The 26,735-nt window shown below is 58.4% G+C and carries 23 protein-coding genes; 17 read left to right on the forward strand and 6 right to left on the reverse strand.

The window, feature by feature from the left end; translation table 11 throughout:
- Positions 1–124: 124 nt before the first annotated feature.
- From hfq to HDF09_RS11860, 10 genes are all read left to right on the forward strand, one after another.
- Complete coding sequence (hfq, locus tag HDF09_RS11815) at positions 125–445, forward strand: RNA chaperone Hfq (RefSeq protein ID WP_183766481.1); 321 nt, start codon at positions 125–127, stop codon at positions 443–445.
- Between the two features lie 78 nt (positions 446–523).
- Positions 524–1,906 (forward strand): GTPase HflX, encoded by a 1,383-nt coding sequence (gene hflX / locus HDF09_RS11820; RefSeq protein WP_260181301.1) that lies wholly within the window; start codon positions 524–526, stop codon positions 1,904–1,906.
- 362 nt (positions 1,907–2,268) lie between these two features.
- Positions 2,269–2,736 carry a F0F1 ATP synthase subunit B family protein gene (locus HDF09_RS11825; protein WP_183766483.1) on the forward strand — a complete coding sequence of 156 codons (468 nt, stop codon included), beginning with the start codon at positions 2,269–2,271 and terminating at the stop codon, positions 2,734–2,736.
- Between the two features lie 11 nt (positions 2,737–2,747).
- On the forward strand, positions 2,748–3,458 hold the full coding sequence (locus tag HDF09_RS11830; protein ID WP_311719346.1) for a F0F1 ATP synthase subunit B: 711 nt from the start codon (positions 2,748–2,750) through the stop codon (positions 3,456–3,458).
- Complete coding sequence (gene atpH / locus HDF09_RS11835) at positions 3,458–3,997, forward strand: ATP synthase F1 subunit delta (RefSeq protein WP_183766487.1); 540 nt, start codon at positions 3,458–3,460, stop codon at positions 3,995–3,997. The genes HDF09_RS11830 and atpH overlap by 1 nt, the downstream gene beginning before the upstream one ends.
- A gap of 62 nt (positions 3,998–4,059) precedes the next feature.
- Complete coding sequence (atpA, locus tag HDF09_RS11840; protein WP_183766489.1) at positions 4,060–5,607, forward strand: F0F1 ATP synthase subunit alpha; 1,548 nt, start codon at positions 4,060–4,062, stop codon at positions 5,605–5,607.
- 3 nt (positions 5,608–5,610) lie between these two features.
- A complete protein-coding gene (locus HDF09_RS11845; protein WP_183766491.1) occupies positions 5,611–6,702 on the forward strand; it encodes a F0F1 ATP synthase subunit gamma in 1,092 nt (363 codons plus the stop codon).
- 30 nt (positions 6,703–6,732) lie between these two features.
- On the forward strand, positions 6,733–8,175 hold the full coding sequence (gene atpD / locus HDF09_RS11850; RefSeq protein WP_183766493.1) for a F0F1 ATP synthase subunit beta: 1,443 nt from the start codon (positions 6,733–6,735) through the stop codon (positions 8,173–8,175).
- A gap of 3 nt (positions 8,176–8,178) precedes the next feature.
- Entirely contained in the window at positions 8,179–8,613 is a 435-nt protein-coding gene (gene atpC / locus HDF09_RS11855) for an ATP synthase F1 subunit epsilon (RefSeq protein ID WP_183766495.1), read from the forward strand.
- A gap of 581 nt (positions 8,614–9,194) precedes the next feature.
- Positions 9,195–9,710: a hypothetical protein gene (locus HDF09_RS11860; RefSeq protein ID WP_183766497.1), complete on the forward strand. Its 516-nt coding sequence runs from the start codon at positions 9,195–9,197 to the stop codon at positions 9,708–9,710.
- Between the two features lie 84 nt (positions 9,711–9,794).
- On the opposite strand, the gene aroE is transcribed toward HDF09_RS11860, so the two are convergent.
- Positions 9,795–11,387 (reverse strand): shikimate dehydrogenase, encoded by a 1,593-nt coding sequence (gene aroE / locus HDF09_RS11865; protein WP_183766499.1) that lies wholly within the window; start codon positions 11,385–11,387, stop codon positions 9,795–9,797.
- A 275-nt stretch (positions 11,388–11,662) separates the two neighbouring features.
- On the opposite strand from aroE, the gene pgeF reads away from it, so the two are divergent.
- Entirely contained in the window at positions 11,663–12,508 is an 846-nt protein-coding gene (gene pgeF, locus HDF09_RS11870) for a peptidoglycan editing factor PgeF (RefSeq protein WP_311719351.1), read from the forward strand.
- A 231-nt stretch (positions 12,509–12,739) separates the two neighbouring features.
- Here the strand turns inward: pgeF and HDF09_RS11875 are convergent, their stop codons facing one another.
- From HDF09_RS11875 to HDF09_RS11885, 3 genes are read right to left on the reverse strand one after another with little or no spacing between them, the layout of a single operon-like run.
- A complete protein-coding gene (locus HDF09_RS11875; protein ID WP_311719352.1) occupies positions 12,740–14,977 on the reverse strand; it encodes a prolyl oligopeptidase family serine peptidase in 2,238 nt (745 codons plus the stop codon).
- Between the two features lie 53 nt (positions 14,978–15,030).
- The gene (locus HDF09_RS11880) at positions 15,031–16,749 is read right to left on the reverse strand and encodes a hypothetical protein (protein ID WP_183766503.1); all 1,719 of its coding nucleotides are present in this window, start codon (positions 16,747–16,749) and stop codon (positions 15,031–15,033) included.
- Positions 16,737–17,540, reverse strand: a complete 804-nt coding sequence (locus HDF09_RS11885; RefSeq protein WP_183767144.1) for an ABC transporter ATP-binding protein — start codon at positions 17,538–17,540, stop codon at positions 16,737–16,739. The genes HDF09_RS11880 and HDF09_RS11885 overlap by 13 nt, the downstream gene beginning before the upstream one ends.
- Positions 17,541–17,810: 270 nt before the next feature.
- Between HDF09_RS11885 and dxs the strand changes: the two genes are divergently transcribed.
- The gene (dxs, locus tag HDF09_RS11890) at positions 17,811–19,700 is read left to right on the forward strand and encodes a 1-deoxy-D-xylulose-5-phosphate synthase (protein WP_183766506.1); all 1,890 of its coding nucleotides are present in this window, start codon (positions 17,811–17,813) and stop codon (positions 19,698–19,700) included.
- 83 nt (positions 19,701–19,783) lie between these two features.
- Here the strand turns inward: dxs and HDF09_RS11895 are convergent, their stop codons facing one another.
- Together HDF09_RS11895 and HDF09_RS11900 are read right to left on the reverse strand one after the other, a co-directional pair.
- Entirely contained in the window at positions 19,784–20,332 is a 549-nt protein-coding gene (locus HDF09_RS11895; RefSeq protein ID WP_183766508.1) for an SRPBCC family protein, read from the reverse strand.
- A 132-nt stretch (positions 20,333–20,464) separates the two neighbouring features.
- Positions 20,465–21,019: a fasciclin domain-containing protein gene (locus HDF09_RS11900; protein WP_183766510.1), complete on the reverse strand. Its 555-nt coding sequence runs from the start codon at positions 21,017–21,019 to the stop codon at positions 20,465–20,467.
- A gap of 259 nt (positions 21,020–21,278) precedes the next feature.
- Between HDF09_RS11900 and HDF09_RS11905 the strand changes: the two genes are divergently transcribed.
- The 5 genes from HDF09_RS11905 to HDF09_RS11925 all read left to right on the forward strand — a co-directional run bounded on the left by HDF09_RS11905 (position 21,279) and on the right by HDF09_RS11925 (position 26,685).
- On the forward strand, positions 21,279–21,809 hold the full coding sequence (locus tag HDF09_RS11905; RefSeq protein ID WP_260181237.1) for a DUF2127 domain-containing protein: 531 nt from the start codon (positions 21,279–21,281) through the stop codon (positions 21,807–21,809).
- A gap of 323 nt (positions 21,810–22,132) precedes the next feature.
- Positions 22,133–22,594, forward strand: a complete 462-nt coding sequence (locus HDF09_RS11910) for a division/cell wall cluster transcriptional repressor MraZ (protein ID WP_183766512.1) — start codon at positions 22,133–22,135, stop codon at positions 22,592–22,594.
- A gap of 45 nt (positions 22,595–22,639) precedes the next feature.
- Positions 22,640–23,533, forward strand: coding sequence for a 16S rRNA (cytosine(1402)-N(4))-methyltransferase RsmH (gene rsmH / locus HDF09_RS11915; RefSeq protein ID WP_183766514.1), 894 nt, complete (start codon positions 22,640–22,642; stop codon positions 23,531–23,533).
- Between the two features lie 209 nt (positions 23,534–23,742).
- Positions 23,743–24,267 (forward strand): cell division protein FtsL, encoded by a 525-nt coding sequence (gene ftsL, locus HDF09_RS11920; protein ID WP_183766516.1) that lies wholly within the window; start codon positions 23,743–23,745, stop codon positions 24,265–24,267.
- 87 nt (positions 24,268–24,354) lie between these two features.
- On the forward strand, positions 24,355–26,685 hold the full coding sequence (locus tag HDF09_RS11925; protein WP_183766518.1) for a penicillin-binding protein: 2,331 nt from the start codon (positions 24,355–24,357) through the stop codon (positions 26,683–26,685).
- The last annotated feature ends 50 nt before the right edge of the window (positions 26,686–26,735 follow it).

The following is a 26,735-nucleotide window of genomic DNA, read 5'->3' on the forward strand; positions in this document are numbered from 1 at the left end:
ATGCTCGTATTGTTGACAGTCTTGGCTTCAGACTTGGCATTTGTGCTGAGTTTTGTTCTGAAGCCGATGGGTCACGGCAGAACCTCATCGCAGTATGAACACTTGAACAAAGGAGATCGGCCCCATGGAATCAAAGCCGGCACAGAACATTCAGGACACTTTTCTCAACACAGTGCGAAAAGATAAGAGTCCGATCACGATTTACCTGGTAAGCGGCGTGAAGCTGACAGGGAAGATTCGGTCGTTCGATAAGTACTCGGTATTGCTGGAGAACAACAGCCAGGAACAGCTGATCTTCAAACATGCGATCTCGACCGTGGTGAGTGGGCGAGCAGGGACGCATGGTGATATACGGAGCGATGCGAAGCCAGAGGTGCGGGCGACGGTAGGTTCAGCCCCTGCCGGTGGGCCAGTACAAGAGGCGACAGGGACACAAGGCCGCTAGCCGTTGACAACTGAAGATGTGAAGAGGGATGGAAGGAAGCCTGCGAGGCGCAGTCTGGTGGAGGCGCAAGAGGCGGCGATGCGCCATGGGCGTGGTGGTCTGCCCCAGGCGGAGCGCGCGGTGCTGGTTGCCGTGGAGTTTACCGGAGAGCGGCGCAAGCTGACTGCTGCGGCGAGACTGGCAAAGACTGCAGCTGCTGTTTCGGCTGGTACTGCGCTGGAGGACGTCGATCTTTCCGCAGCGCCTAAGGCGGTGGCTGACCTTGATTTCGATGCTTCGCTGGCGGAGTTTGAAGAGCTGGCGAGAAGCGCGGGGGCTGAGGTGGCTGCGACGCTGATTCAACGGCGGCCGAGGCCGGATCCGGCGACGCTGGTGGGGCAGGGCAAGCTGGAGGAGATCGAGGGCGTGATTGCCTCGACCGGGGCCGACCTGGTGCTGTTCGATCATGATCTATCGCCGTCGCAGTTGAGAAATCTGGAGGCGAAGCTGCCTTGCCGGATTATCGACCGAACTCAGTTGATTCTGGATATCTTCGCAAGGCATGCGCGGACGCGGGAGGGTCAGCTGCAGGTGGAGCTGGCCCAACTGGAGTATCAGCTGCCCCGGCTGGCTGGACGCGGGAAGTCGATGTCGCAGCTGGGCGGCGGTATCGGGACGCGTGGACCGGGTGAGACGCAGCTGGAGACGGATCGACGGAAGATCAATCTGCGCATTGACCATGTGAAGGAACAGTTGGAGTCGGTGCGGCGGATTCGCCGGCAGCAGAGGCAGCGGAGAGAGGCGGTGCCGGTGCCGGTGGTTGCGCTGGTGGGCTATACGAATGCAGGAAAGAGCACGTTGTTCAATGCGCTGACCGAGGCGGGAGTGCTGGAGTCCTCGCGGATGTTTGCTACGCTCGATCCCAAGCTGCGGCAGTTGACGTTGCCTTCGCGGAGGAAAATTCTGCTGTCGGATACGGTGGGATTTATTCGCAATCTGCCCCATACGCTGGTTACCAGCTTTCGGGCGACGCTGGAGGAGGTAGAGCGCGCGGAGTTGCTGCTTCATGTACGCGACGCTTCGAGCCCCATGGTGGACGAGCAGAAGACTCAGGTGGAGAAGGTATTGGCTGAGCTGGACGTCTCGAAGAAGCCTGTGATTGAGGTGCTGAACAAGATCGATCTGGTTGGGAATGACGAAGGGATGCCCATGGGAGCGCCGGGAAGTATCGCTGTCTCCGGCCTGAAAAAGCTGGGGCTGGATCACTTACTGGCCGCGATCGATGGTGCATTGGTGGTTGATCCGCTGATTGAGATGCAGTTTCGTCTGCCGCAGTCAGAGGGGGCAGTACTGGCCGCACTGGAGGCCGGGGCGGTTGTGGCGGGAAAGCGCTTCGAGGGGAATCTTGCGTACGTTACGGCGCGAGGGCCTGCCTCTCTGCTGAACAGGTTCAGGAGATTTCGGGAGCGGGTGGTTGAATAAAAGCGCTGTTAACTAGCATAGGCCGCCTGACGGGGAGCGGAGGTGGTGTCCCCAATCACGCGACCTATGTGACCCAGAGCTTAGGGTCCAGGTGGTATCTCCAAGTCTAGTCCTTTGCCGGAGGAAGTCAAAGGAAACGTTCAAATAATAGACTCAGCGGATTGGCGGTGAGGCGTGTGCGGATATCGCCCGTAATGGCCGATATTCATTAGAAGCTCGGTTGACACCCTTGTAATCGCTTTGCTAAAACTAGGTGTACCTCGAACTATCATGCAGCGTCTGCGCCAGTGTTTTCTGGAACAGAGTAGCGGTGTGAGACCGCTCACGACAGGACTTTCAAGCGGCCCCGGCCGACCCCATTCATGGATCAGATACTGAATCAACTCGGTGGACTTGTGCTCGGCTCTGTGCCGACGATGGTCTTGTTTATCTTGCTGGTGGCGGCTTATGGACTGCTTGTTCGACGTCCGCTGGATCGCGTGCTGGCTGAGCGGCGCGCCCGTACCTCAGGTGCTATCGAGCAGGCTCGGAGGGCGATTGCCGCAGCTGAAGCGGAGACCGCAGCCTACGAAGAGAAGCTGCGCCACGCCAGGGTTGAGATCTTTCAGATGCGCGATAAGAAGCTGAAGCAGTGGAATGCGGAGCGGGAGGCGGCGCTTGCGCAGGTTCGTCAGCAGACCCACGACCGAGTTCATGGAGCCAAGCAAGAGATTGAGCAGAGCGCTCATGAGGCGCGGCTTCAGATTGCAGGAATGAGCGAAGAGTTGAGCTCGCGGATTCTCAATGCGGTGCTTCCGGCTGGGGTTCATGCGGCGGAGGTTGCGCAGTGAAGACTTCTTTTGTGAAGAGACTTTTGCCTGTTGCTGTTTTGATTGGCCTTCTATTTGTTCCGTTACGTCATGGAAAGGCGCAGGATGCGAGTGTTCCCAGCGCGGGCACTGAACGACAGAGCGCCTCCGAGACGCAGTCGTCCGAGAAGAATCAGCAGGAAGAAGATGAGAACGACAAGTATCTTCATTCGGCCACGGTGCGTGCTCTCGGGGCGAAGGTTGGGTTGAACGCTGAACAGGCGGCTACGGCGTTTACGGTTGCCAACTTTGTGGTTCTGGCAGCGCTCGTGGGATGGTTTCTGGCGAAGACGTTGCCGAAGACCTTTCGTAATCGGAACACATCGATTCAGAAGCAGCTGGTGGATGCGCGTACTGCGACCGAAGATGCCAATGCCAGGTTGAGCAGTGTAGAGGATCGCCTGTGCAAGCTGGACGGTCAGATCGCTGCCATGCGCTCTCAGGCAGAGAAAGACTCCGCGCTGGATGAGCGGCGCATTGCGGCTAGCGTGGAAGAAGAAAAGCAAAAGATTTTGGCGGCGGCGGAGCAGGAAATTACTGCCGCGACTGCTCTTGCGCAGCGACAGATACAGCAGTACGCGGCAGAGCTTGCTATCGAACAGGCAGCACGCAAGCTGGTGGTGACGGCGGAGACGGATCGTCTGTTGGTGCAGAGTTTTGCGCAGCGGTTGACAGGCGACGATTCGAAGAAAGGACAAAACTGATGTCTGTCCTTTCGTTGCGGTATGCACATGCATTTGCCGCAGTGGCTGCATCGGCGCATCTTGATGCCGTTGCGGCACAACAACAGCTCGGTGATTTCAGCGGAACGTTCGCGGGTAGTCATGACCTGCGGGAAGTTTTGATGAATCCGTCGATTGCGAACGAACAGAAGCTGAAGGTGCTCGATGCGATTGCGGGACGCATCGGGATGTTCCCGCAGGTTCGAAATTTTATTGCAGTGATTATGGATCATCAGCGTCTCGATGAATTGAACGAGATTCTCGAGGAGTACCACGTCCTTGCCGATGAGCAATCGAACATGGCTGAGGCGGAGATTACGAGCGCCCGGCCGTTGAACGATCAGGATCGTGCCGAGCTCGAGGCTCAAGTTGCGAAGCTTGCGGGGGGCCGCGTTCGAGCCACCTATCTCCAGGATGCAACCTTGTTGGGTGGAGCTGTGGTGCGGCTTGGTTCCACGGTGTATGACGGGTCGATCCGGGGACAGTTGCAGCAGTTGAAGCAGAAGCTTGTGAACGCGTAGAGCCTTGCCGGTGACGGCGCTAAGTTTTTGAAGATTTGACACGAATCGAGTAGAAGGAAGACATGGCACAGATCAAGGCGGATGAGATAACAGAACTGCTTCGCCAGCAGATTGAGAACTTTGAGCAGCGCATCCAGGTGGATGAGGTTGGAACGGTCATCTCGCTGGGCGACGGTATTGCGCGTGTCCACGGGCTGGATAAAGTGATGGCCGGTGAGTTGATCGAGTTTCCTCACGGCGTTGCGGGTCTTGCCATGAACCTGGATGAAGATCAGGTCGGTGCGGTGCTGCTGGGCGACTACACGGAGATCAGCGAAGGCGATCAGGTAAAGCGTACTGGCAAGATCATGTCCGTGCCGGTCGGTGAGGCTCTGATTGGCCGCGTTGTGAATGCGCTGGGGCAGCCTATCGACGATAAGGGACCGATTAATACCGACAAGTATCTGCCAGTGGAACGGCTTGCTCCTGGCGTTATCGATCGTCAGTCGGTGCGTGAGCCGATGGCGACTGGTATCAAGGCGATCGACACGATGATTCCAATTGGTCGCGGCCAGCGCGAACTTTTGATCGGCGACCGCCAGACCGGAAAGACTGCGATCGCCCTCGACACGATCATCAATTCGGCCAAGAATAACCTGATCTGCATCTATTGCGCGGTCGGGCAGAAGCGTTCATCGGTGGCGCAGGTAGTGCAGACGCTGGAAGAGCACGGCGCGATGGCCTACACGATTGTCGTCGCCGCGACTGCGTCTGAGCCGGCGCCGATGCAGTACCTTGCTCCCTTCGCAGCGACCGCCATGGGCGAGTACTTCCGCGATTCCGGCAAGCATGCGCTGATAATCTACGACGATCTTTCCAAGCACGCCGCCAGCTACCGCGAGATCTCGTTGCTGCTCCGCCGTCCCCCTGGCCGCGAAGCCTACCCCGGCGACGTCTTCTATCTCCACTCGCGTCTGCTCGAGCGCAGTTCCAAGCTCTCCGACAAGCTCGGCGGCGGCTCGCTCACCGCCCTTCCGATCATCGAGACGCAGGCCGGCGACGTCTCCGCCTACATTCCGACGAACGTGATCTCGATCACCGATGGGCAGATCTTCCTTGAGACCGACCTCTTCAACTCCGGCGTTCGTCCTGCCGTCAACGTTGGACTGTCTGTGTCGCGCGTGGGTTTCTCGGCGGCGATCAAGGCGACCAAGCAGGTGGGTGCGACGCTGAAGCTTGATCTGGCGCAGTATCGCGAGCTGGCTGCGTTCTCGCAGTTTGGTTCGGACCTTGATAAGGTGACCCAGCAACAACTCAACCGCGGACAGCGCCTGACAGAGCTGCTGAAGCAGCCGCAGTTCCAGCCGCTCAGCGCGGAGAAGCAAGTTGCGATCCTCTTCGCTGGTGTAAACGGCCTTCTGGATGACGTAGAGGTTAGCGATCTGCGGGCGTTTGAGGACGGCTTCTATCCTTATCTTGAGTCGGCACAGCCCGCGATTCTGACAGACATCGCCACCAAGAAGGCTCTGGACGATGATCTGAAGGCTCGTTTGACGGCGGCGATCAAAGAGTACAAGGGGAACTTTTTGGCGGATCGCAAGGACAAGAAAGAGACGGCTGCGGCTAAGTAAACCATGGCAAACGTACTCGATTTACGGCGTCGCATCCGCAGTGTGAAGAACACGCGGCAGATCACGAAGGCCATGAAGATGGTCTCGGCGGCTAAGCTGCGCCGGGCGCAGGAGCGTGCCATGCAGGCACGACCCTATGCGCAGATGCTTATCAATGTGCTGGAGTCCCTGGTGCGTCGCACCGATATCTATAACGAGCAGACTGGCGAGATTCTTCATCCATTGCTGATCGAGCGCGAAGAGAAGAACGTGCTCGTCGTTGTGATCGCCGGCGACAAGGGTTTTGCGGGCGGCTTCAACTCCAATGTTGGGAAAGCAGCGCAGAAGTTCATCGATACTCGCGTCGCGAGAGGACAGAACATCGATCTTGAGCCCATTGGCAAGAAGGCGATTGGCTTCTATAAGAGGAAGTTTCCCGCTGCGGACTACGAGAAGACCGAAGAGCACTACGATAACGATCTCGCGATACACTACGACACGATCCGTCACCGCGCAGCACAGATCGAAGTTGCGGCCGAGCATCCGGACCTTCTGGTTAAAACCGAGTTTGAGGCTGTCTCCAAGCTGGCGCACTCCATCATCGAACGTTACGAACGGTCAGAGATCGACTCGGTTTATCTCGTCTATAACGAGTTCAAGTCGGTGCTGCAGCAGAGAATTGTCGTAGAAAAGCTGCTGCCGATTGTCGAGCTTGGAGCTCACAACGTTGAGTCTTCTCAGGAACCGACCCAGGAAGAGCGCGATGCGGCTGTTCGGGCAGCGCAGTCGGAAGGCATCAGCGTTCATGTTCCGGAAGCCAGCGAGATGGAAGAGGAGGCCAAGAAGTTTGGCACCGCTGATGTCGACTACATCTTCGATCAGTCACCGGAGAGACTCTTTCGGCACCTGATGCCGCGGTATGTGACGACGGTGATCTTTCATGCTTTGCTGGAGTCCACTGCTGCAGAACACGCAGCGCGCATGACGGCTACCGATGCTGCGACCAAGAACGCAGGCGACCTGATCGACAGCCTGAGCCTCACCATGAACCGCGTACGTCAGGCGGCAATTACGAAGGAAATTATTGAGATTGTGAGTGGCGCGGCTGCTCTATAAGTACAGCGGCTGCGACAACGAAAGAGACCTATGGCAGAGAATATTGGCAAAGTAATTTCGATCAGCGGACCGGCCGTTGACATTCAATTCGAAGAGTCGCACATGCCGCCTATCTTTCAGGCGATCCGCATCGTCAGCGAAGGCTTCGTTGTACCCACCCCGCTGGATGTCGTCGTTGAGGTTCAGCAGCATCTTGGCGAAGGCCGCGTGCGCTGCATCGCGATGGTCGCTACTGAAGGTATGGTTCGCGGGATGAAGGCGATCGATACCGGTTCGGGCATCATGGTGCCGGTGGGCCGCGAGACTCTCGGCCGCGTGCTGAATGTGCTCGGTGAGCCTGTGGATGAACTGGGGCCTGTCAACGCTAAGGTCCACCTGCCGATTCACCGGCAGGCACCTGCGTTTGACGAGCAGTCAACCAGCGAAGAGATGTTCGAGACCGGGATCAAGGTCATCGACCTGATTCAGCCGTTCTTGAAGGGCGGCAAGATCGGTCTGTTCGGTGGCGCCGGCGTCGGCAAGACGGTCATCATTCAGGAGCTGATCAACAACGTCGCAAGCCAGCACGGAGGCTTCTCGGTGTTTGCGGGCGTGGGTGAGCGTACTCGTGAAGGCAACGATCTCTGGGTGGAGTTTCAGGAGTCTGGCGTTATCGACTTGAAGGATCTGCCGAAGAGCAAAGCGACGCTGGTTTATGGACAGATGACTGAGCCGCCGGGGGCGCGCCTTCGCGTGGCGCTGACTGGGCTCACGGTTGCCGAGCACTTCCGCGATGAAGAGGGCGCGGATACGCTGCTGTTCATCGATAATATCTTCCGGTTTACCCAGGCGGGTTCTGAGGTTTCGACGCTGCTTGGCCGTATGCCTTCGGCCGTAGGCTATCAGCCCAACCTTGCGACTGAGATGGGTGAGTTGCAGGAGCGGATCACCTCGACGAAGAAGGGTTCGATCACGTCGGTGCAGGCTGTTTACGTACCCGCTGATGACTTGACCGACCCGGCACCGGCGACAACCTTTGCTCACCTGGATGCGACCACGGTGCTTTCGCGTCCACTGTCTGAGCTTGGTATCTACCCGGCCGTCGATCCTTTGGCTTCGACCTCGCGCATCTTGTCTCCGCGCGTTGTTGGCCAGGAGCATTACGATGTGGCGCAGGGTGTAAAGAAGATTCTGCAGCGTTACAAAGATCTGCAGGACATCATCGCGATTCTCGGTATCGACGAGCTCTCGGAAGAGGACAAGATCACCGTGGCGCGTGCGCGTAAGGTGCAGCGGTTCCTGTCGCAGCCGTTCCATGTGGCTGAGATCTTCACGGGTATTCCGGGAGCTTACGTCAAGGTTGCGGATACGGTTCGGAGCTTCAAGGAGATTATTGAAGGCAAGCACGACGATATCCCGGAGCAGGCCTTCTATCTGAAGGGCGGAATCGAAGACGTGATTGCAGCCGCAGAGAAGATGAAGCAGACGGCATAACCAATGGCAGAGACGACGAGCAATTCGGGGTTGTTAGCGGTTCGGCTGGTTACGCCGGACCGTGTTCTGCTGGATGCGACGGCGGAGGCGGTGGAACTGCCGTCGATGTCCGGTTATCTGGAAGCGCTGTATGGTGCGGCGCCCCTGCTTGCAGAGCTTGGTGCGGGCGAGGTGCGGTTACATGGTGGTAGCTCAGGCGATCAGAAGTTTTTCGTGGCGTGGGGCTTTGTGGAGGTGCTGCCGGAGCGAGTGACAATCCTGGCAGAGACCGCGCTGCATCCCAATGAGATTGACACCGCAGAGGCCCAGAAGGAGCTTCAAGAGGGGCAGAAGCTCTGGAGTGAGGCAGGCGACGATGGCGAAAAGTATGACGAAGCCAACGCGATTACGCGGAAGGCGGAGGAGAAGATTGCTTCGGCACAGGGTAAGAGCAGCTAGCTAATTTCTAAACGATAGATTGAGAAGCCGCCTGAATGGGCGGTTTTTTTTGCGCCAAATGGGGTGCTGTTTTCACGGCTTGGATGGCTTTTGCCTGTGATAACTCAGCTTGCGTCGGCAACGATTGATCCAACTTGTCGAAAATCGCTACTTTTTCATAGAAAAACAAAAGGAAAGAGAAGCGAAATCCCGGCGTCGCGTATCAAACCTGCAATGGAAGTTTGAAGAGTAACGCCGAGGGAAGCAACGCCTCTCATTCAAGAGCAATGGGCGATCGCGAGAACGGTGCAAATCATTAGAGGGAGTTGCCTATGCGTTCTGAACTGATCTTCGAAGCGTTGGCTCGTGAGCCGAACCGCTATCTATTGTGCAGGCTCGTTGCGAAAGGAACTCGAAGCCTGCACCGACCGAATACTCGTGTGCAGGACACTACCAATGAGATGCTGGAGCTCTTCAGCGTGCGAGTCGCGAGAGCTAAGACTCTGCACATCGGCAAAACCTTGGAACTGAATCAGCGAGCCGCTTGAGGAGATGCAGTGCGTTGTCAGGTGCACTAACGGTTAGGTAGCGGGAGAGCAACTATGTCGACTTCATTCATTACGCCGCATGCGGTTCTACGAGAATCCCAATTGTCCAGCAGGGTTGGGAGGAACGCTGCCTGGTACTTACTGTTCCTCGAACATCTGGACGAGTTCGCTACGCTTGCCTGGTATCTGGTGGCAGACCACCGGTTAGTTGAAGAGGCGATTCTACGCACTATGGCAGAGCTAGACGCGATTCCTTTTGATGCAATGACGCCTATGCTGGCCTACAGCCAAGCGCGAGAGACCCTGATTACGCAGGCGATTGCCGGGCTAAGACTGGGATGCAAGGAAGACGACGAGAATGCTACTTATCTACCGAGCACTCTTGGCGAGTTGCCTGACCTACCGCGGCTGGCATTTATGCTGAAGCTCGTTCTGCGATCCTCGGAGAACGAGGTGGCCCGATTTCTTGATGTCACGCCCTTGAAGGTGCGAGAACTGGTTCAGGCTGCGATCGATCGTTTGAGTCTGAGGGTACCTTTTTCTGTGCTGACCGGATGCCATGACGCGTGAGATTTGAAGGCAAAAAACTAACCCGGATTGCTCCGGGTTAGTTTGGGTCTACTGACGGGCTCCGATTTATTCGGAGGAGACTGATCAGGATGCCTTTTTTGTTTTTGCTGGGGGTGCCGGGGTTTCGGTGGCAGACTCGGCCTGCTGGCGTAGAGAGTGGATGACGACGCGCAGCATCTCCTCTTCTGGAGCAGGCTTGCCGGTGAAGATCTCGAACTGGCGCGCTCCCTGTTGGACGAACATCTCAATGCCGGTGATGATGGGGATACTCTGCTGGCGCGCGAGGCGGAGGAGCGGGGTTTCGAGTGGGTTGTAGACTAGATCGAAGACCAGCTTGGTGTTGAGGTCTGCAGCTTCGAGGATCGGTGCGCCCTTGATGCCGGTCATGCCGATGGGAGTCGCATTTACGATTACGTCAAAGGTGGTCTTGGCGAGGGCGTCCTTCTTGATGGTCTTCGAACCGGATTGCTTGGCCAGCTTCTGCGCTGTTTCGGCGGTGCGATTGAGGATGAAGACGTCGGCCCCCTTGTCGCGCATTCCAAAGACTGCAGCGCGAGCCGCTCCGCCGGCTCCGAGGACGAGCGCCTTTGCTCCGCGAAGGGACATACGCTTCTCGATAGGCCCGGTGATGCCGGCGACGTCGGTGTTGAAGCCGTAGAGCTTGCCGTCCTGGCGGAGGACCGTGTTGCAGGCACCGATCTTGGCCGAGAGGGGATCGGTCTTCTCGAGGTGCGCCATAATCTCCTGCTTGAGCGGCATGGTGACGCTGAGGCCCTGGATGGGGATCTCGTGAACGAGCTTAAGCAGGTCGGAGAGTTTGTTGGCCTGAAGCGCGAGATAGACGGCGTTGACGGTCTCGCGGCGGAAGGCCGTATTCATCATGATGGGAGAGAGTGAGCTGCGGATGGGATTGCCGGCTACGCCATAGACCTTGGTGGCTGCATCGACCTGATCGATGCGATAGGTTTCGATCAGTGTACGGGCTGCGATTTGACCAGGGGCGGTCTCTTCCCCAGCGGTGGCTGCGGCGAAGGTGAAGGCAGAGCCGGCGCGGAGTCCGAGGACGCGCGAGATGATGCCGGCATCGCCCATACAGACGCCGACGATGTTGGAGTGATCGTCCATACGCTCGATGAAGCGCATGAGGGTGACGTTGTCGGTGAGAGTTTTGGCCGTGGGGACGATCTTGATGAAGTCGGGCTGGAAGGGCTCGATGCGTTTGAAGATGCCGTCGAGATCTTTGGTCGCGGTGAAGTCGTGGTGGCTGACGATAAGCGCGACGCCTGTTTCGCGAAGCTTCTGAAGCTCGCCTTTTTTCAGACTTTCGGCGGATTCGAGTTCAAGGTCGACGATGTGAAAGCCGGAGGTTCCTGCCTTGGAGAGAATCTCCATCTCTGCGGCGAGATTGCCGGAGAATTTGCCACCGTTGGCGGCGCGGCGGCAGGTCGCGATAGCAGTGACTGCTGTGTTTTCGCTGAGGAAGTGCTTCAGTTTAGGCAGGGCGAGGAGAGGCTTCTCCAGGTAGTCGAGGCGAAACTCGAGGAAAGGAGTCTCCTTGACGACGGCGCTGGCTTTTTCAAGCATCTCGGCAGGCGTGGCACCAATGATGGGCACGCAGACTTTACCGATACGGGAACGAAGAAACTGGGGGGCTACGGTGGGCACATTCACTCTCATGTCTACAATCGCGGTATATTACAGACCCGCGTGGAAGGATGCAAATTTTTGTTGAAATATAAGGGGTTAGTTCGCGCCCCTGCATCATCAATTGTTTCCGTCTTTTTGATGCGACAAGCCTGATTGCGGTACTAAAAATAGACTCTATGTATTGAGGAATGTTACAGGGGAGCGTTTATTGAAGGGCTGGCGATAACATAAGGGAACAGGGACGCATCTCGACAGACGTGGCGGTGGTTGGGGAGGAGTTAGGCGTTCAAAGTAAAGGGGTTAGTGTGAGTGAGCGAATTGAGATGGTGCGGGTTGAGGCGTGGAACGGGCTTGGGTGGCTGCGGCATGGGTTCAGTACGCGCGGTGGGGGCGTTTCTTCGATTTATGGAGGAAAAACGCTGAATCTGGGGTGGACAAAGGAGGATGAGGCGGCTTCGGTGGTGGAAAATCGGGTGCGTTTTGTGCGGTGTGTTGATGGTGATTTGTGGGACAAACGTGGTTCTTTGCTGGTGGGATTGAGGCAGATTCACTCGGATGTGGTGCGGGTTGTTCGGGAGGGGGATGGGGTGCTCGAGGGGAAGCTGCAGACGGCGGAGGGGCGGGCGGTGCTGGAGGGGGACGGGTTGACTACGAACGTGCCGGGAGTGTTGGTGGGGGTGGGGACTGCGGATTGCGTTCCGGTGCTGGTGGTGGATCGGGAGAAGAGGGCGGTTGGAGCGTTTCATGCGGGATGGCGGGGGACTGTGGCGCAGATTGTGGAGCGCGGGGTGGCGATGATGGTGGCTGAGTACGGGTCGCGGGTGGAGGACCTGGAGGCGGCGGTGGGGCCGAGCATCGGGGCTTGCTGCTACTCGGTGGGTGGGGAGGTGCATCGGGAGTTTGGGGAGCGATTTGCGTATGGAGAGGAGCTCTTCCGGGTTGGCGGGGCTGAGATGTATCTGGATCTTTGGGAGGCGAATCGCAGGCAGTTGCTCGAGGCTGGAGTGGGGGAGGAGCGGATCACCGTGGTGGGGGAGTGTACGGCTTGTTCGGTCGATGCTGCGGGGGAGCTGAAGTACTTTTCGCATCGTGGGGAGAAGGGTGTTGCGGGGAGGATGTTGAGCGTTGTGGGTGTGGCTGGGTCGTTCTAAGAGGCGCTCTGTCCTGCCGGACGGGCGCCCTGCGCGGGCGGCGGTCACTTCGTGACTTGTGTACCGGTCCTGGTGGAACGAACGCCGTGGGACCTCCCGTTGGTCGGAAAGGAAGATGGCTCGCGACCAGCGGGAGCGCCCACCGAAGGGGTACACGCGTCACGAAGTGACCGCTGCCCGCGCAGGGCGCACTCCCGCATGGGCTATTCAGGTCTGATCTATAGATACACCCTAGTCCATGAGCTTTCGGGTTAGGTAGGTGTACTGTTCGGCGCGGGTGTTGGCTTGTTCTTTGAGGTTGGCTCCGGCGGCGTGACCGCCTTCGACGATCTCGTCGTAGAAGAAGGGCTTGTGAAACTCTTCGAGGCGTGCGGCGAATTTGCGGGCGTGGACGGGGCCGACGCGGTCATCTTTGGTGGTGGTGAAGATGAGCGGCTCGGGGTATGTGGTGTTGGGGTTGAGCTGGTTGTAGGGGGAGATGTGGGCGAGGAACTTTCGCTCCTCTGGGATGGTGACGGTGCCGTATTCGCCGACCCAGGAGGCTCCGGCGGCGATGTGTTCGAAGCGGATCATATCGAGCAGGGGAACCTGGATGACGACGGCGTTCCACATCTCGGGGTGCTGGGTGAACTCGACGCCCATGAGGAGGCCGCCGTTGGAGCCGCCTACGATGCCGAGGCGGTGGGGCGAGGTGATCTTGCGGGTGAAGAGGTCCTTGCCTACGGAGGCGAAGTCGTCGTAGATGCGCTGGCGGTGGGTCTTGAGGCCGGCGTCGTGCCAGGCGGGACCGAACTCGCCGCCGCCGCGGATGTTGGCGAGGACGAAGGAGCCGCCTCGCTCAAGCCAGAGCTTGCCGAGGATGGGATTGTAGAGGGGCGTCATGGAGACTTGAAAGCCACCGTAGGCGTTCATGAGAGTGGGGTTCGAGCTGTCGTACTTTATGTCCTTGTGGCGGACGAGGAAGTACGGGACTTTGGTTCCGTCTTTGGAGGTGGCCTGGAGCTGTTCGACGACAAGATTGGAGGCGTCGAACTGGGCTGGGAGAGTTTTGGCGGATTTTAAATTTGTCGATGCAGCGTCGCCCAGCAGTAGGGAGGAGGGCGTCAGGAAGCCGGTGGTCTCGAGGAAGAACTTGTTGTCGGAGGTGTTGGTGGTGGCGATACTGACGCTGAGATTGTCAGGGATGTCGAGCTTTTTGCGCGTCCACGTGTTGTTGGCTTCGTGGGTGTAGATGTAGGCGCGGCCTTGAACGTGGTCGAGCGTGGTGAGGAGGAGGTGGTCTTTGGTGGTTTCCGACTCTTGGAAGAACTCTTCGGAGGTGGGAGTGAAGATGACGGTGGGCTTGAGGTGGACGGGGTCCGTCTTTACGGCTTCGAGGTTGAGTGCAACGACTGAACCTTGAGGGAAGGTTTTAGATTGGCCTTCGGGCTTCCAGTCCTGGTTGAGTTCGACGATGAGCTGGCCGTCGAGCATGCCGTGAGTCCGCGACTTGCCGGGCACGAAGATTTTCTTTGGGCCGCTGTCGGTGTAGAGGAAGGTCTCGCGCTCGAAGAAGTTGACTCCGCGGTTGAGGACTACGGCGACGTGACCCTGGCTGTCGTGAATTGCCGCTGCACTCACTCCTACGTCGGCTGGTGTGCCACGATACACCTCTTTGGCCTGGTCGTGGGTCTGGCCGCGCTTCCACAGCTTGACGACGAAGGGGTAGCCGGATTGGGTCATGGTGCCCTCACCCCAGTCGCGGGCTACGAGGAGGGTGTCTTTGTCGACCCAGGTTACGTCCTGCTTGGACTTGGGCAGGACGAAGCCGCCTTCTACGAACTTGCCGGTCTTGAGATCGAACTCTCGGAGGGTGTCTGCGTCTTCGCCGCCGGCGGAGAGAGAGACCATGCAGAGGCCGTCTCCGGGGTAGAGGCAGTTGAGGCCCTTCTCTACCCATTTTTCGTTGTCCTTTGCGGCCAGGGCGTCGTAGTCGATGACGGTCTGCCACTCGGGCTGGTCGGTGAGGTAACTGTCGAGGGAGGTCTTACGAAGAATGCCGCGGACGTGCTGGGCGTCCTGCCAGGTGTTGTAGATCTCGCCGACGCGGAAGTCCGGGGAGGGGAGTCGGGTGGGCGATTCGAGCACTTTCAGCGCTGCTTCGGCGAGCACGGGGTATCGTGGGTCGGCCTGCAGGACTTTGGCGGAACGAGCATTTTCCTCGTTGACCCAGGCCATGGCTTTGCCGCCGGAGACGTCTTCGAGCCATTGATATTTGTCTGGCTGCTCAGCGGTGGTTTGGGCGGTGGCGTGAATAGAGCCGAAGGTGGTTGCTGTTGCGAATGCGATAAGGACTGCGGTCTTGCGGCTCCTAAGCTGCATCTCGTCTTTTTCCCTTCCGGATACTTCGTGGCGCTTTGCCTTGCGGCGGCTGGTGAACTGGTGTGCGAAGAGAGCCAGTGTAGCGCAGGTATTGCCGTGATTTGTCACGAACTAGTCACGTGGATTGATCGGAGACGAAGCGCTCAATGAAGAAACGTCAGCTAGGTCTTGCAGAGTTCTTCGGCGATTGCTTCTCGATGGTTCAGCGCGATTGTATCGAGACGATTCAGGACCCGGATGTAAAAGATGAAGGCTGCCAGGGCAAGGCCGAGGAGAATCGGGATCGTGAGCCAGGGTTGGCCCAGGTGCCGGCAGAGGAGGACAATGGCAAAGCCGATGCCAAAACAGGCCAGGACAACGCCCAATGCGATCAGAGCGCTGAGTTGAGAGGTTTGCTTGCGGCTGATCTTCGACAGGTCGATTTTTTTTGGTGCGCTGAGGGAGCGGAGATTGCCGATGGCTCCGTTGGTGAAGGTGGCGAAGAGGAGCCAGCAGAGGGTCGCGAGGGCGATGAGAGGAGACGGAGTACGGGCGCTGAAGACGAGAACTCCGAAGATGAGGACGAACTCGACAAGGCTGAGAAGAAAGCCGATGAGGTTCTTTGCGAGGAAGACGTCGCGGAGGCGGGTGGGGCTGATGAAGTAGAACTGGACGCCGGGACCGTCCATGCCGAGACCGTTGTAGGAGAGGATGGAGACGCCGAGGAGGGAGTAGGCGACGGCGGCAGGGAAGACGAGACTGCCGCCGGTACCGCTGGCTCCCATGCGGGTGGCGAAGAGGAAGACCATGAAGACGGGTGCGATGAAGCCGTAGAGCTGGTTGGTGTTGCGGCGGAGGTAGAGGAGTTCTTTGCGGAGACAGGCGGAGAGGGTGGGGCTCAGGCTGAGGGGGCTGCGGGTGAGCTGAGCTGTTGCAGACTGCAAGCCGGTGATGCGCTGCGACGGTGGGACGCGGGTTGAGGCGGGTTGGTGGGAGACCTGGCTTAGATTTTCGCCGCGGAACTCGCGATGCATACGCCAGGCGTAGACGGCCAGGAAGAGACACCCGAAGGCGACGAGGCCGAGGAGAGATGCGATGGCTGTGAGGTGGCGTCCTTGCGCAGAGCTGACGATGGAAGTGGCGGCTAGACCGGGGGGCAGGAGATCGGCGACGGGGCGAACGCGATTGAAGATTTTGAGGAGGAGGGGAAGCTTGCTGGCCTGGTGACCGTGGTGGAAGGCTGGGTTGAAGGTTAGGTTGAGGTACTGAAAACCGAGGGAGCCGAAGATGATGAGGGCGGTGAAGATCTCGCTGGCGCGGCGGGTGGAGAGCCAGCGTTCGACCCAGGTGATGGCCATGCGGGTGAAGAAGATGTTTGCCAGCGCGAAGACGATGAGGACAAGAGTGGCCCATGGGACGAGCGAGGGCCTGGCTACGCCGATGCCGATGTCGGCGGCGATGATGGCCAGAGTGCCGATGACGTTGGCCGCGGAGAGGAGACCGAAGAAGAGGCGGGCGGTGAGGTAGCGGGGGAAGCTGAGGGGGAAGCGGATGATGGTGTTGATGTCGAAGCTAAGGCCGGGCGGGGAGATGTTGAGGACGACGAGCTGCCAGAGCAGGAAGACTCCCCAGGTGATGGCGTAGAGCATGGCGAGGCGGTCGGTGGAGACGAGAACGTAGGCTCCGAAGCCTGCGCCGAGGATGGGGAAGATGGCGATGATGGCGAGGAAGGGGAAGATCAGGATGCGGGCGATGAGTTCGCCGGTTCCCCCTTTGCGGCGGAAGGCGTTGCGAAAGATGCTCAAGCGAAGTTGGGCGAGTGCGGCGAATTGGGCTCGGCTCTGAGCGGAGGTCCAGGGGGGATTCGGAGGTTGGCTTGGAGCTTCGGTTAGCCCAGCCATGAGAGCTCCTGCTCGGGAGGTGCGGTGGCGGGGTCGCCGCCTACGATGCTGAGGAATATCTGCTCGAGGGTGAGGATTTGGTTGTTGCCATTGCCTTCGGGGTTGCGGGCCTGGACGCCGGCTCGGAGCTCTTCGAGGGAGCCGTTGGCGATGAGGTGGCCGCGGTCGATGATGGCGATGTGGGTGCAGAGGCGCTCGACGATCTCGAGGACGTGGGAGGTGAGGAAGATGGTCGCGCCGCGGGCGATCATACCCTGAAGCATGGCTTTTAGGGTGCCCGAGGCGATGGCGTCGACGCCTTCGAAGGGCTCGTCGAGGAAGAGGATGCGGGGGCCGTGGATGACCGCGGCGGCGAGAGCGAGCTTTTTCTGCATGCCGTGGGAGAAGTCGGTGATGAGTTTTTTGGTCTCGCCGGCGAGGCTCATGAAGTCGAGGAGTTCGGTGGTGCGGGCGGCGGTGGTGGCGGCGTCGAGTCCGTACATGCGGCCTACGAAGCGGAGGTATTCTGCGGCGGTGAGGCGGCCGAAGAGGGCGAGGCCTTCGGGGACCACGCCGATCTGGCGCTTGACTTCAATGGGGTTGGTGGCGGTGTCGAGGCCGAGGATCTGGATGGAGCCAGAGGTCGGTGCGAGGAGGCCGGTGAGCATCTTGATGGTGGTGGATTTGCCTGCGCCGTTGGGGCCGAGGAAACCGAAGAACTGGCCGGGGGCGACCGTGAGGTTGACGTCTTGAACTGCGGTGAATTCGCCGAAGCGGCGGGTGAGGCCTGTGGTGGTGACGGCGGGGACCATGTGTGGGAAGCATATCGCAGTGGATGTGCCGCCGGGAGCAAATTCAGGGTGCGTGGGGTTGTCTGTGGGCAGCAGTTTGCCGATTTGAGGGTGCGGGAGAGAGAGCGAACGAAGGAGGGGGCAACGTCTAAGCATCGAGGTTGAAAGATGCAACACGTGAAGTTGTGGGTTGGTATACTTAAGAGTCAGCTCATTTAGCCGGGTTGGGGATGTAGCTGGTTTTTGGGCAGGACGCGACGCTCGGTTAGCGAGACTGCAGACAGGTTTTTAATGAGTAAGATTCTCGAGACAATTAACTCTCCCGCTGATGTGAAGAAGCTTTCGATTGCGGAGCTGACGCAGTTGGCAGAGGAGATTCGGGCGCGACTGATTGTGGGGGTTGCAAAGACGGGCGGACATATCGGTCCGAATCTTGGTGTCGTCGAACTGACGCTGGCGATGCACTATGTGTTCGACACTCCGACGGATAGCTTTGTCTTCGATGTGAGTCATCAGGCTTATGTGCACAAGCTGCTGACGGGGCGGGAGAAGCTGTTTCATACGATTCGGCAGCCTGGTGGTTTGAATGGATTTATGCTGCGCACCGAGAGCGAGCATGACAGCTATGGAGCAGGGCATGCCGGTACGGCGCTTAGTGCGGCACTGGGGATGGCTGTTGGCCGCGACATGGCAGGTGGGAAAGAACACATCGTCGCGCTGGCGGGGGATGCGGCGTTTACGAATGGAATCTCGTTTGAAGCGTTGAATAATATTGCGGCTCAGACCAAGAGATTGATCGTGGTGTTGAACGATAACGCGTGGTCGATCGATAAGAACGTTGGGGCGATTGCGGAGTACTTCCACAAGATCGTGACGAATCCTACGATCTCGAGCCTGCACGATAGAGCGGCCGATCTGTTGGAGCGTTTTGGCGGTAAGACGGTGCGGCATGTTGCTCGCAAGGCGGAAGAGGCGGCGAAGGGTTTGATTGGGCCGGGCACGCTCTTCGAAGAGTTTGGGCTGAGCTACTTTGGGCCGCTCGATGGACATAATCTGCCGCTACTGATTGAGACATTCAACTTTTTGAAGCAGCAGAATAAGCCGGTGGTGCTGCATGCGATCACTCAAAAAGGAAAGGGTTTTCAGCCTGCGATTGAGAAGCAGAAGAAGTTTCATGGGCTGGGGCCTTACGACGCGCAGACCGGTGAGACCAAGCCTGCGGGACAGAAGACATACTCTGAGATATTTGCGGAGTCTCTGACGAAGCTGGCTACGGCGAACGATAAGGTTGTGGCGATTACCGCTGCGATGCCGAACGGCACGGCGCTCGACCTTTTTCGGCCGCATCATCCGAAGCGGTACTTCGACGTGGGGATCGCTGAGGAGCACGCGGTAATCTTTGCGGCCGGCATGGCGACGAAGGGGTATAAGCCTTTTTGCGCGATCTACTCGACGTTTTTGCAGCGGGCGTTCGACCAGGTAGTGCATGATGTCTGTCTGCAGAACCTGCCCGTGGTGTTCTGCATGGACCGCGGCGGGTTGAGCGGGGATGATGGGCCGACGCATCATGGGCTGTTCGATATCAGCTATCTGCGCAGTGTGCCGAACCTGGTACATATGGTGCCGAAGGATGAAGACGAGTTGGCCGACATGATGTATACGGCGATGCTGCATGAAGGGCCAAGCGCGATTCGATATCCGCGTGGGACTGGGCCGGGCGTTCAAGTGAAAGAGCAGCCGGTGGCGCTTGAGATCGGCAAGGCTGAGGTGATCCGCGATGGAGTGGATGTTGCTATCTTTGGCCTGGGTGCGATGTTGCCGGAGGCGGTCCGACTGGCGGAGATGTTGAAGCTGGAAGGGTTTTCTGCAGCGGTGATTAATCCGCGTTTTGCGAAGCCGGTGGATCGTGATTGTGTCGGGGAGTTCGGTGGCCGCTGCGGGTTGGTGATTACGTTAGAGGATCATGTGCTTGCGGGTGGGTTTGGCTCGGCCGTGATGGAGACGCTGAACGAACTTGAGTTGCAGGTTCCGGTGGTGAGGGTGGGCTGGCCGGATGCGTTTATCGAGCATGGCAAGGTGGAGTCGTTGCGGGAGAAGTATGGCCTTACGGCTGAGGCGGCGCTTGAGAGATCGAGACCTTATCTCAGCAAGATGATGGAGCAGGTTCTCGCAAAGCACTAGGTGGAAGGATTTTCGAATACGGGTCGCAATTCGCGGCCCGTATTTCCTTAACAACGTCGACGGTCATCCCATAGAGGCGGCTTTCAAAGATGATGGGTCAGGAGCGCAAGCAGTTCGCTTGTGCGGGCGTGGCGATAGGCAAAGGTGCTGCGAAGCTGAGAGATGACGAAGAGGCTGTTGGCGATATTCCCAAATTTCCCCAGCGGTAGTTCGTAGTCGACTTTGTCTTCGAGCAGAGTGCCGGGCGTGGGGCTCCCGGAAACTTCTGTTCGCGTCTCCGACTTTACCTGGTGGCAGTGATGCCAGTAGGCGAAGGGGCCGTGGAGTTGTTGGTCGCAGAAGTGGTCGCTCCAGACGAACTCGGAGATCTCTGCATCCCATGAAACTCGAATGGGGGAGTATGGGAAGGGGCGAAAGCTGATGGTGAGCTTCGTTCCAGCACCCGCAGCGATGTTGTTGATGCTGGAGGAAGTGACGGGTTGCGGGGGTGGGGATGCGATGGATATCTTTTCTATACGGGCCTGCTGCCAAGGGGGCATGAGGCGTGGGAGATTTTCGGGATTTGAGAAGAAGGCGAAGACTAGTTCGACAGGGTAGGGAAGCCACTGTTTGGAGTGGAAGGTGTGGCGCATCGCTGAGTTGGTTATAGCGTGTTGCAGGGGAGAGCGCGAGTGATGCGGGCTGCAAATCGGAGTGGGTTTCGTGTGATGAGAAAAAAGGCGCCTCGTTGTGAGGCGCCTCAAGGGATTGCCGGAGGAAGACGCTTAGGTGGGCATGAGGACGGTGTCGATGACATGAATGACACCGTTCGACTGGAAGACATCGGCGGTGGTGATGGTGGCCATGCCGCCTTTGGTATCAATCAACATGATGTTGCCGCCGGACATGGTGGCCGTGAGATCTTCACCCTGAACCGTCTTGAGGGTGGCCTTGCCGCCGCCCTTGCTGATCATCTTGACGAGGTCCTTCGAGGAGATTTTGCCGGCTACGACGTGGTAGGTGAGGATCTTGTCCAGCGTGTCTTTGTTCTCGGGCTTGACGAGTGTATCGACGGTCCCGGCGGGAAGCTTGGCGAACGCATCATCGGTTGGCGCGAAGACGGTGAAGGGGCCGGGGCTGTTGAGGGTGTCGACCAGACCGCCTGCTTTGACCGCAGCTACGAGGGTCTTGTGGATGGGCGAGTTGACGGCGTTCTCGACGATGGTCTTGGTGGGGTACATGGCAGCGCCGCCGACTTCAGGGTCCCTCTGCGCGTTTGCGGTGAGTGAAGTGATTGCCAGAGCGGCGACTGCCAGGGTGGTTAGGAATGTCTTCTTCATGATCGTTATCCTTTTGGTGTTGATTGGTTTCCCAGAAGCTCGTTCCCTGCAGGGGCACTCATAAGCATCTACGTGCGCTTGCTGGGGCTGGATTGGTCTAATTTCCATCATGCTCGTGATATGCCGTTGCAAGAGGCAGCGTTGCGAGGTCTGTTGGGTGTGCGTAACAGTTAGCGAGAAGATGTTGATGGGGTAAAGATGTGCGTGACACGAAGGGGGCGTTGACAATTCCATCGAGTCCTCGTCAACTGAAGGTCGGATGATGGTGAAAGAGCCAATTAGTAGTCGCGGGTTGGTACAGACACGTGAGCAGGGGGACCACCCGGCCGGTGTGCACGATCGCGGCTTGATGCTGATCGGGCTGTTCAAGCTGGCGAAGGCGATCTTCTTCTTCTGTATCGGTGCGGGTGCGATTCACCTGCTGCATAAAGATATTGGCGATGAGGTAACGCGGCTGGCGCTGAAGTTGAGGTTTGACCCTGAGAGCCGGCTGGTTGCTTTGTTGCTCCATAAGGCAGACCTGATCGATGCTCATCGGTTGAGGCAGATCAGTGTAGGGACGTTCGGTTACTCTGCGTTGGCTCTGACCGAGGGGGTCGGACTGCTGCTGGAGAAGGTGTGGGCGGAGTATCTGACGCTGATTCTGACGGTCTCTTTTCTGCCGTGGGAGTTGTATGAGCTGGTCCGAAAGCCGGATGGGTTTCGCTTGAGCCTGCTGGTTATCAATCTGGCAGTGCTTGCGTACCTGGTTTGGCTGCTTCGCCGGAAGAAGTTGTTGGGTGGGAGTTAGCGTCTTCGCTTTTATTTCGCTTACCAGATGGATTCACGCTCTGCAAGTAACGGAGTTGGTATGAATCAACGGTGCCAACACTACAGCTAGCGGTTACCTCTTTCGTACACACAAGTAGCTGAGTTTTCCACATCCCGATATGGGAAATACACAGAAGTTGCACAAATTAGTTCTTTACAGGGCCGGATACCTCGGCGATGCTGGTGGAGCGAAGTAGAAGATTTTGGAGTTTGGTGGACCAAAGTTGGTTCCTTGACAACAAATTCTACAACGCGGAGTTGGTTTTGAACCAAAGATGAGGCGGGAGAGGTATCGAGGTCGTTATGTTTCGGGGAAATCACCCAACACGCGTGGACGAAAAGGGCAGATTGAAGCTGCCTGCCGAGTTCAAGCGCCGTGTGGATGAGCTGTACGGCCCCCAGTTCTACATAACGAGCATGGATGGGAAGCGGGCGCAGGTTTATCCGCTGAAGGAGTGGGAGCAGATCGAGGCGTCGCTTTCGACGATGTCCCCGATGGATCCGGTTCGGAAGAAGTTTCAGGATGTAACGAACTTCTACGGACAGATGGCAGAGATGGATGCGCAGGGCCGGGTGCTGATTCCGCAGAAGCTGCGGGAGCTGGCCAAGGTGACGGGCGAGGTAAATGTCCTGGGGTCGCAGACACTGCTGGAGGTTGTGAATGCAGAGCTGTTCGACGCCGAGATGAAGAAGGCAAGTGGAGCGGTTGAGCTGACGGACGCGGATCTGATGGCGTTCGCAGATAAGACCAAGGCAGTTGCTTAGCAGGTGCAAGGTGGCCCCCAGGGGCAGCACAGAGGGCGGGTGAAGATGAAGAGTCCGCAACATGTGCCGGTTCTTTTAGAGGAAGTTCTGGAGTATTTGAATGTGCGGCCGGGCGGCGTGATCGTTGATGCGACGTTGGGTCTGGCGGGGCACTCTTTGGAGATTGCGAAGAGGCTGGGCGGCAAGGGCAAGCTGATTGGCTTTGACCGTGACCCGGAGGCGATGGAGAAGGCTAAAGCAAGGCTTGAGGTTTTACGGGCTGAGCTTGGCGATGCAATGCCGGAGGTGGCGTTTGAGCCGAGGGCGTTTTCGGAGGCCTCGGGGGTGATTGCACCGGGGAGCCTGGATGGATTGCTTGCTGACTTTGGCGTAAGCAGCCTGCAGCTGGACGAGGCGCACAGAGGATTTAGTTTTCGGACCGATGGACCGCTTGATATGCGGATGGATACGCGCAGCGGGGAGACGGCCGAGCAAGTGGTAAATCAGGAAGACGAAAACGAACTCGCCGACCTGATTTACGAATTCGGAGAGGAAAGGAGGTCGCGGAGAATCGCCAGAGCCATTGTTAGGGCCCGGCCGATTACGACTACAGCAGAGTTGGCTCGAATCGTATCGGCCGAGGCCCCACCAATGAAAGGCGAGAAGATACATCCGGCGACACGCACCTTTCAGGCACTTCGGATTCGAGTGAATAACGAGTTGGGAGAGATTCAATCGCTGCTGAAGAGCGCGGGGTCTCTGTTGAAGCCGGGCGGGAGGTTGGTGTTGATCAGCTTCCACTCGTTGGAGGACAGGCTGGTGAAAGACGCGTTCAAGGCGGCGAAGGACGCGAAGATATTTGAGATTTTGACGAAGAAGCCGGTTGTGGCGGCTGAGCAGGAACAGATGAGAAATCCGCGGTCGCGCAGTGCCAAGATGAGGGCGGCCGAAAAAGTTTAGGTACAAGATTCTCTATTGCACTGAAAATGGTGCAGTCTATAGAGAGAACAAGTGATCGGGCCGGGGTTGTCCCACCTTCTTTCAGGCGAAAGACAACTCTGCAACAAAAAGTCCCTTCCTCCATAGCGATCCCGGCCCGGTTCGTACGTTGAGGAGAGTGGTACAGATTTCGGGTTCAGGTTTCAGAGGCAGATTTAGAGAGGTGCACGATGGCAGCTTCGGCGATGGCAGGACAACAGTTAGAGATGCTAGGTTCGCGGGCGCACAGCCGTGCGGAGTCGCTGACGGCGCGGAATCGTGAGTTGTATGAGACGCAACGGCGTGCGCGGCGTGGGCCTACGCCTGAGGTCTTCTTTACGAAGCACATCGACAACAGCCGCATTGTGAAGGCGGACGATCCGGAGCGGCGGCGCGAGATGCGCACGTTTACCGCGGTGATGAGTGTGTTGTTTGTGCTGGTGATGGTTTATGTCTGGCAGCACTTTTCGGCGATTGAGATTGGTTATCACGTCGAGGCGCAGAAGGCGCAGGTGGAGCAGTTGCGGGAGGAGAATCGGCAACTGCGGTTGAATGAGGCGCAGTTGACGGATCCGGGTCGGATTGACCGGATTGCCAAGCAGCTTGGTCTGGGGGAGCCTCAGCCTGGGCAGGTGGTGCGGCCGGAGGGCGGCGGAGATCCGAATGCTCCGGCGTTGGCGCAGGCGAGTGCTCCGGCGATGCAGATTGCTCAGTAGTCGGTTGTCGGCAGAGGGTGTTCGACTTTGTTGAGAACGTGAGACGAAGAGGACCAGGAAGTACACTAACGATAAAGCAGGGATGAGATGAACAAGGCGCCACGGCAGACGTTGACCGCTCCGATACGGAGGATCCGTTTCGCCTATGTGGCGCTGTTTTTTTGCGCCTGGACGACGTTGATCGCGGTGCGGCTGGGTTGGCTGCAGGTGGTGCGGCACTCGGACTTTGTGCATCGGGCGGCGTTGCAGCAGCAGAGGACGTTCGAGGTGGCTCCGCGGCGGGGGATGCTGTATGACCGCAATCTGCGGGAGCTTGCGGTGACGGTGCAGGTGGATAGTGTGTATGCGGTGCCGTCGGAGCTTGGGGACAATCGTGCGAGCGCGGCGGAGATATTGGCAGAGATTGTGCACGCGGATCCGAGAGACAACTTTACGTCGCAGCAGCAGATGCTGGCGCGGTTCAACGCTTCGAAGAACTTTGCGTGGGTGGCGCGGAAGGTCGATCCAGGTATTGCCGATCGTCTGCGTGAGTTGAATTTGAAGGGCGTTTATTTTCAGAAGGAGTTCAAGCGGTTTTATCCGAACAACGATCTGGCCGCGCAGGTGCTGGGGTATGTGGGGACGGATGATATCGGGCTGGGCGGGTTGGAGCGGCAGTTCGACGATGACATGCATGGTGAGCCTGGGCATATGTTGACGGCGCTCGATGCGAGACGGCATGTGCTGGGCAGTGAGGAGAACCAGCCGATGCCGGGTGAGAATCTCGTGTTGTCGATCGACGCGAATATTCAGTACATGGCGGAGCGAGCGCTGGATGCTCAAGTGGAGAAGGTAAAGGCTCTGCATGGGACGGTGGTGGTGCAGGACCCACACACGGGGCAGGTTCTGGCGCTGGCTGTGTCTCCGCGTTTCAATCCCAACGACCAAAAGCACATGGATGCGAATGTGCTGACGAACCTGGCGGTGAGTGATGTGTATGAGCCGGGATCGACGTTCAAGTTGGTGACTTACTCGGCTGCGATCGATGCGGCGGGGGTGCAGCCTACGGACATCGTCGACTGCCAGGGTGGCGCGATGACGATGTACGGCCGCACGTTGCATGATGACAGGAGCGATCACTTTGGTCGGGTGACGGTGCAGTATGCGCTGGAGCACTCGAGCGACGTTGGTGCGGCAAAGATGGCGTTGAAGTTGGGGAATCAAAAGTTCTATGACTATATGAAGGCGTTTGGCTTCGGCGATCGCTCGGGGATTGAGCTGCCGAGTGAGACGCGTGGACTGCTACGGAATCCGAGGAAGTGGGGCGCGACGAGCATTTTGTCCATGGCAATTGGGCAGGAGGTTGGCGTTACGCCGGTGCAGCTTGTAACGATGGTGAGCACAATTGCAAATGGTGGGGTGTATATGCCTCCGCATGTGCTGCTGCAGTCGACCGATGAGATGAAGGGCGATCCGCGGCTGAAGCCTGCGGCGTTCCGGCCTGCGAATGGGCTGCCTGCGACTCTGCCGGATGGTGCGCATCGAGTGATCACAGAGATGACTTCCGCGAAGATGCGGATGATGATGCAGGGCATTGTTACGGAGGGTACGGGGCGACAGGCTGCGCTGAACGGTTATAGCTCGGGCGGTAAGACGGGCACGGCGCAGAAGGTTGATCCGGCGACGCACACTTACTCTCACACGAAGCTGGTGGCAAGCTTTGCTGGTTTTGCGCCGGTAAGCAATCCTGCTATCTCGGTTGCCGTGGTGATCGATACTCCGACGGCGGGTAGCGAGGTGCAGCACTATGGCGGTGCGGCGAGCGCGCCGGTGTTTGCGGAGGTGGCGCAACAGGTGCTGGAGTACCTGGGCGTGCCGCATGATCAGCCGCTGAAGACACAGAAAGAGTTGATTGTGGCGGCGAAGACGGAGGCGGACGGGGATGCGCCGAGCGAAAACACCGCGGATTTGAATGCGATGTTTGATGATGTGAATAGCTTGCCGGCGGATGATCCGCTGCGCGCTCCGGCGAACGCTGCGGCTGCCGAAGTTGCGGCGAACCAGACGCAGGTTGCTGCGACGCAGAAGGTTCAGGGAAAGACGGCTGAGATTTTGAATATGCTGCCGGCGAAGGTTCTGGCGGCGTTCCATTCAGAGGATGGGAGCGGTTCTGTGTCTCATGAGTCTGCGCCACTGGCGGAGCTGAAGGCTCGTCCTACCGTTGAGGAAAAGGAGCAGGGGGCGGTTGTCGTGGACGCTGGGCTGCGTGTGCCTGTGCCCTCGTTTGAGGGTTCGGGGTTGCGGGGGGTGGTGGAACGGGCGGATTCAATGGGTTTGCGGGTGCAGGCCGTGGGGAGTGGTTTGGCCAGAGAGCAGGCGCCTGCGGCGGGGACGATGGTACCGGCGGGAACTGAGATCGTGGTGCGGTTCAGTCGATGATGGTTTTGTGCTGTGACATATTCGTGTTCTCGACTAGCATCCCTTTATGA

It is taken from the genome of Edaphobacter lichenicola (assembly GCF_014201315.1).
GTDB classification, from domain to species: Bacteria; Acidobacteriota; Terriglobia; order Terriglobales; family Acidobacteriaceae; genus Edaphobacter; species Edaphobacter lichenicola_B.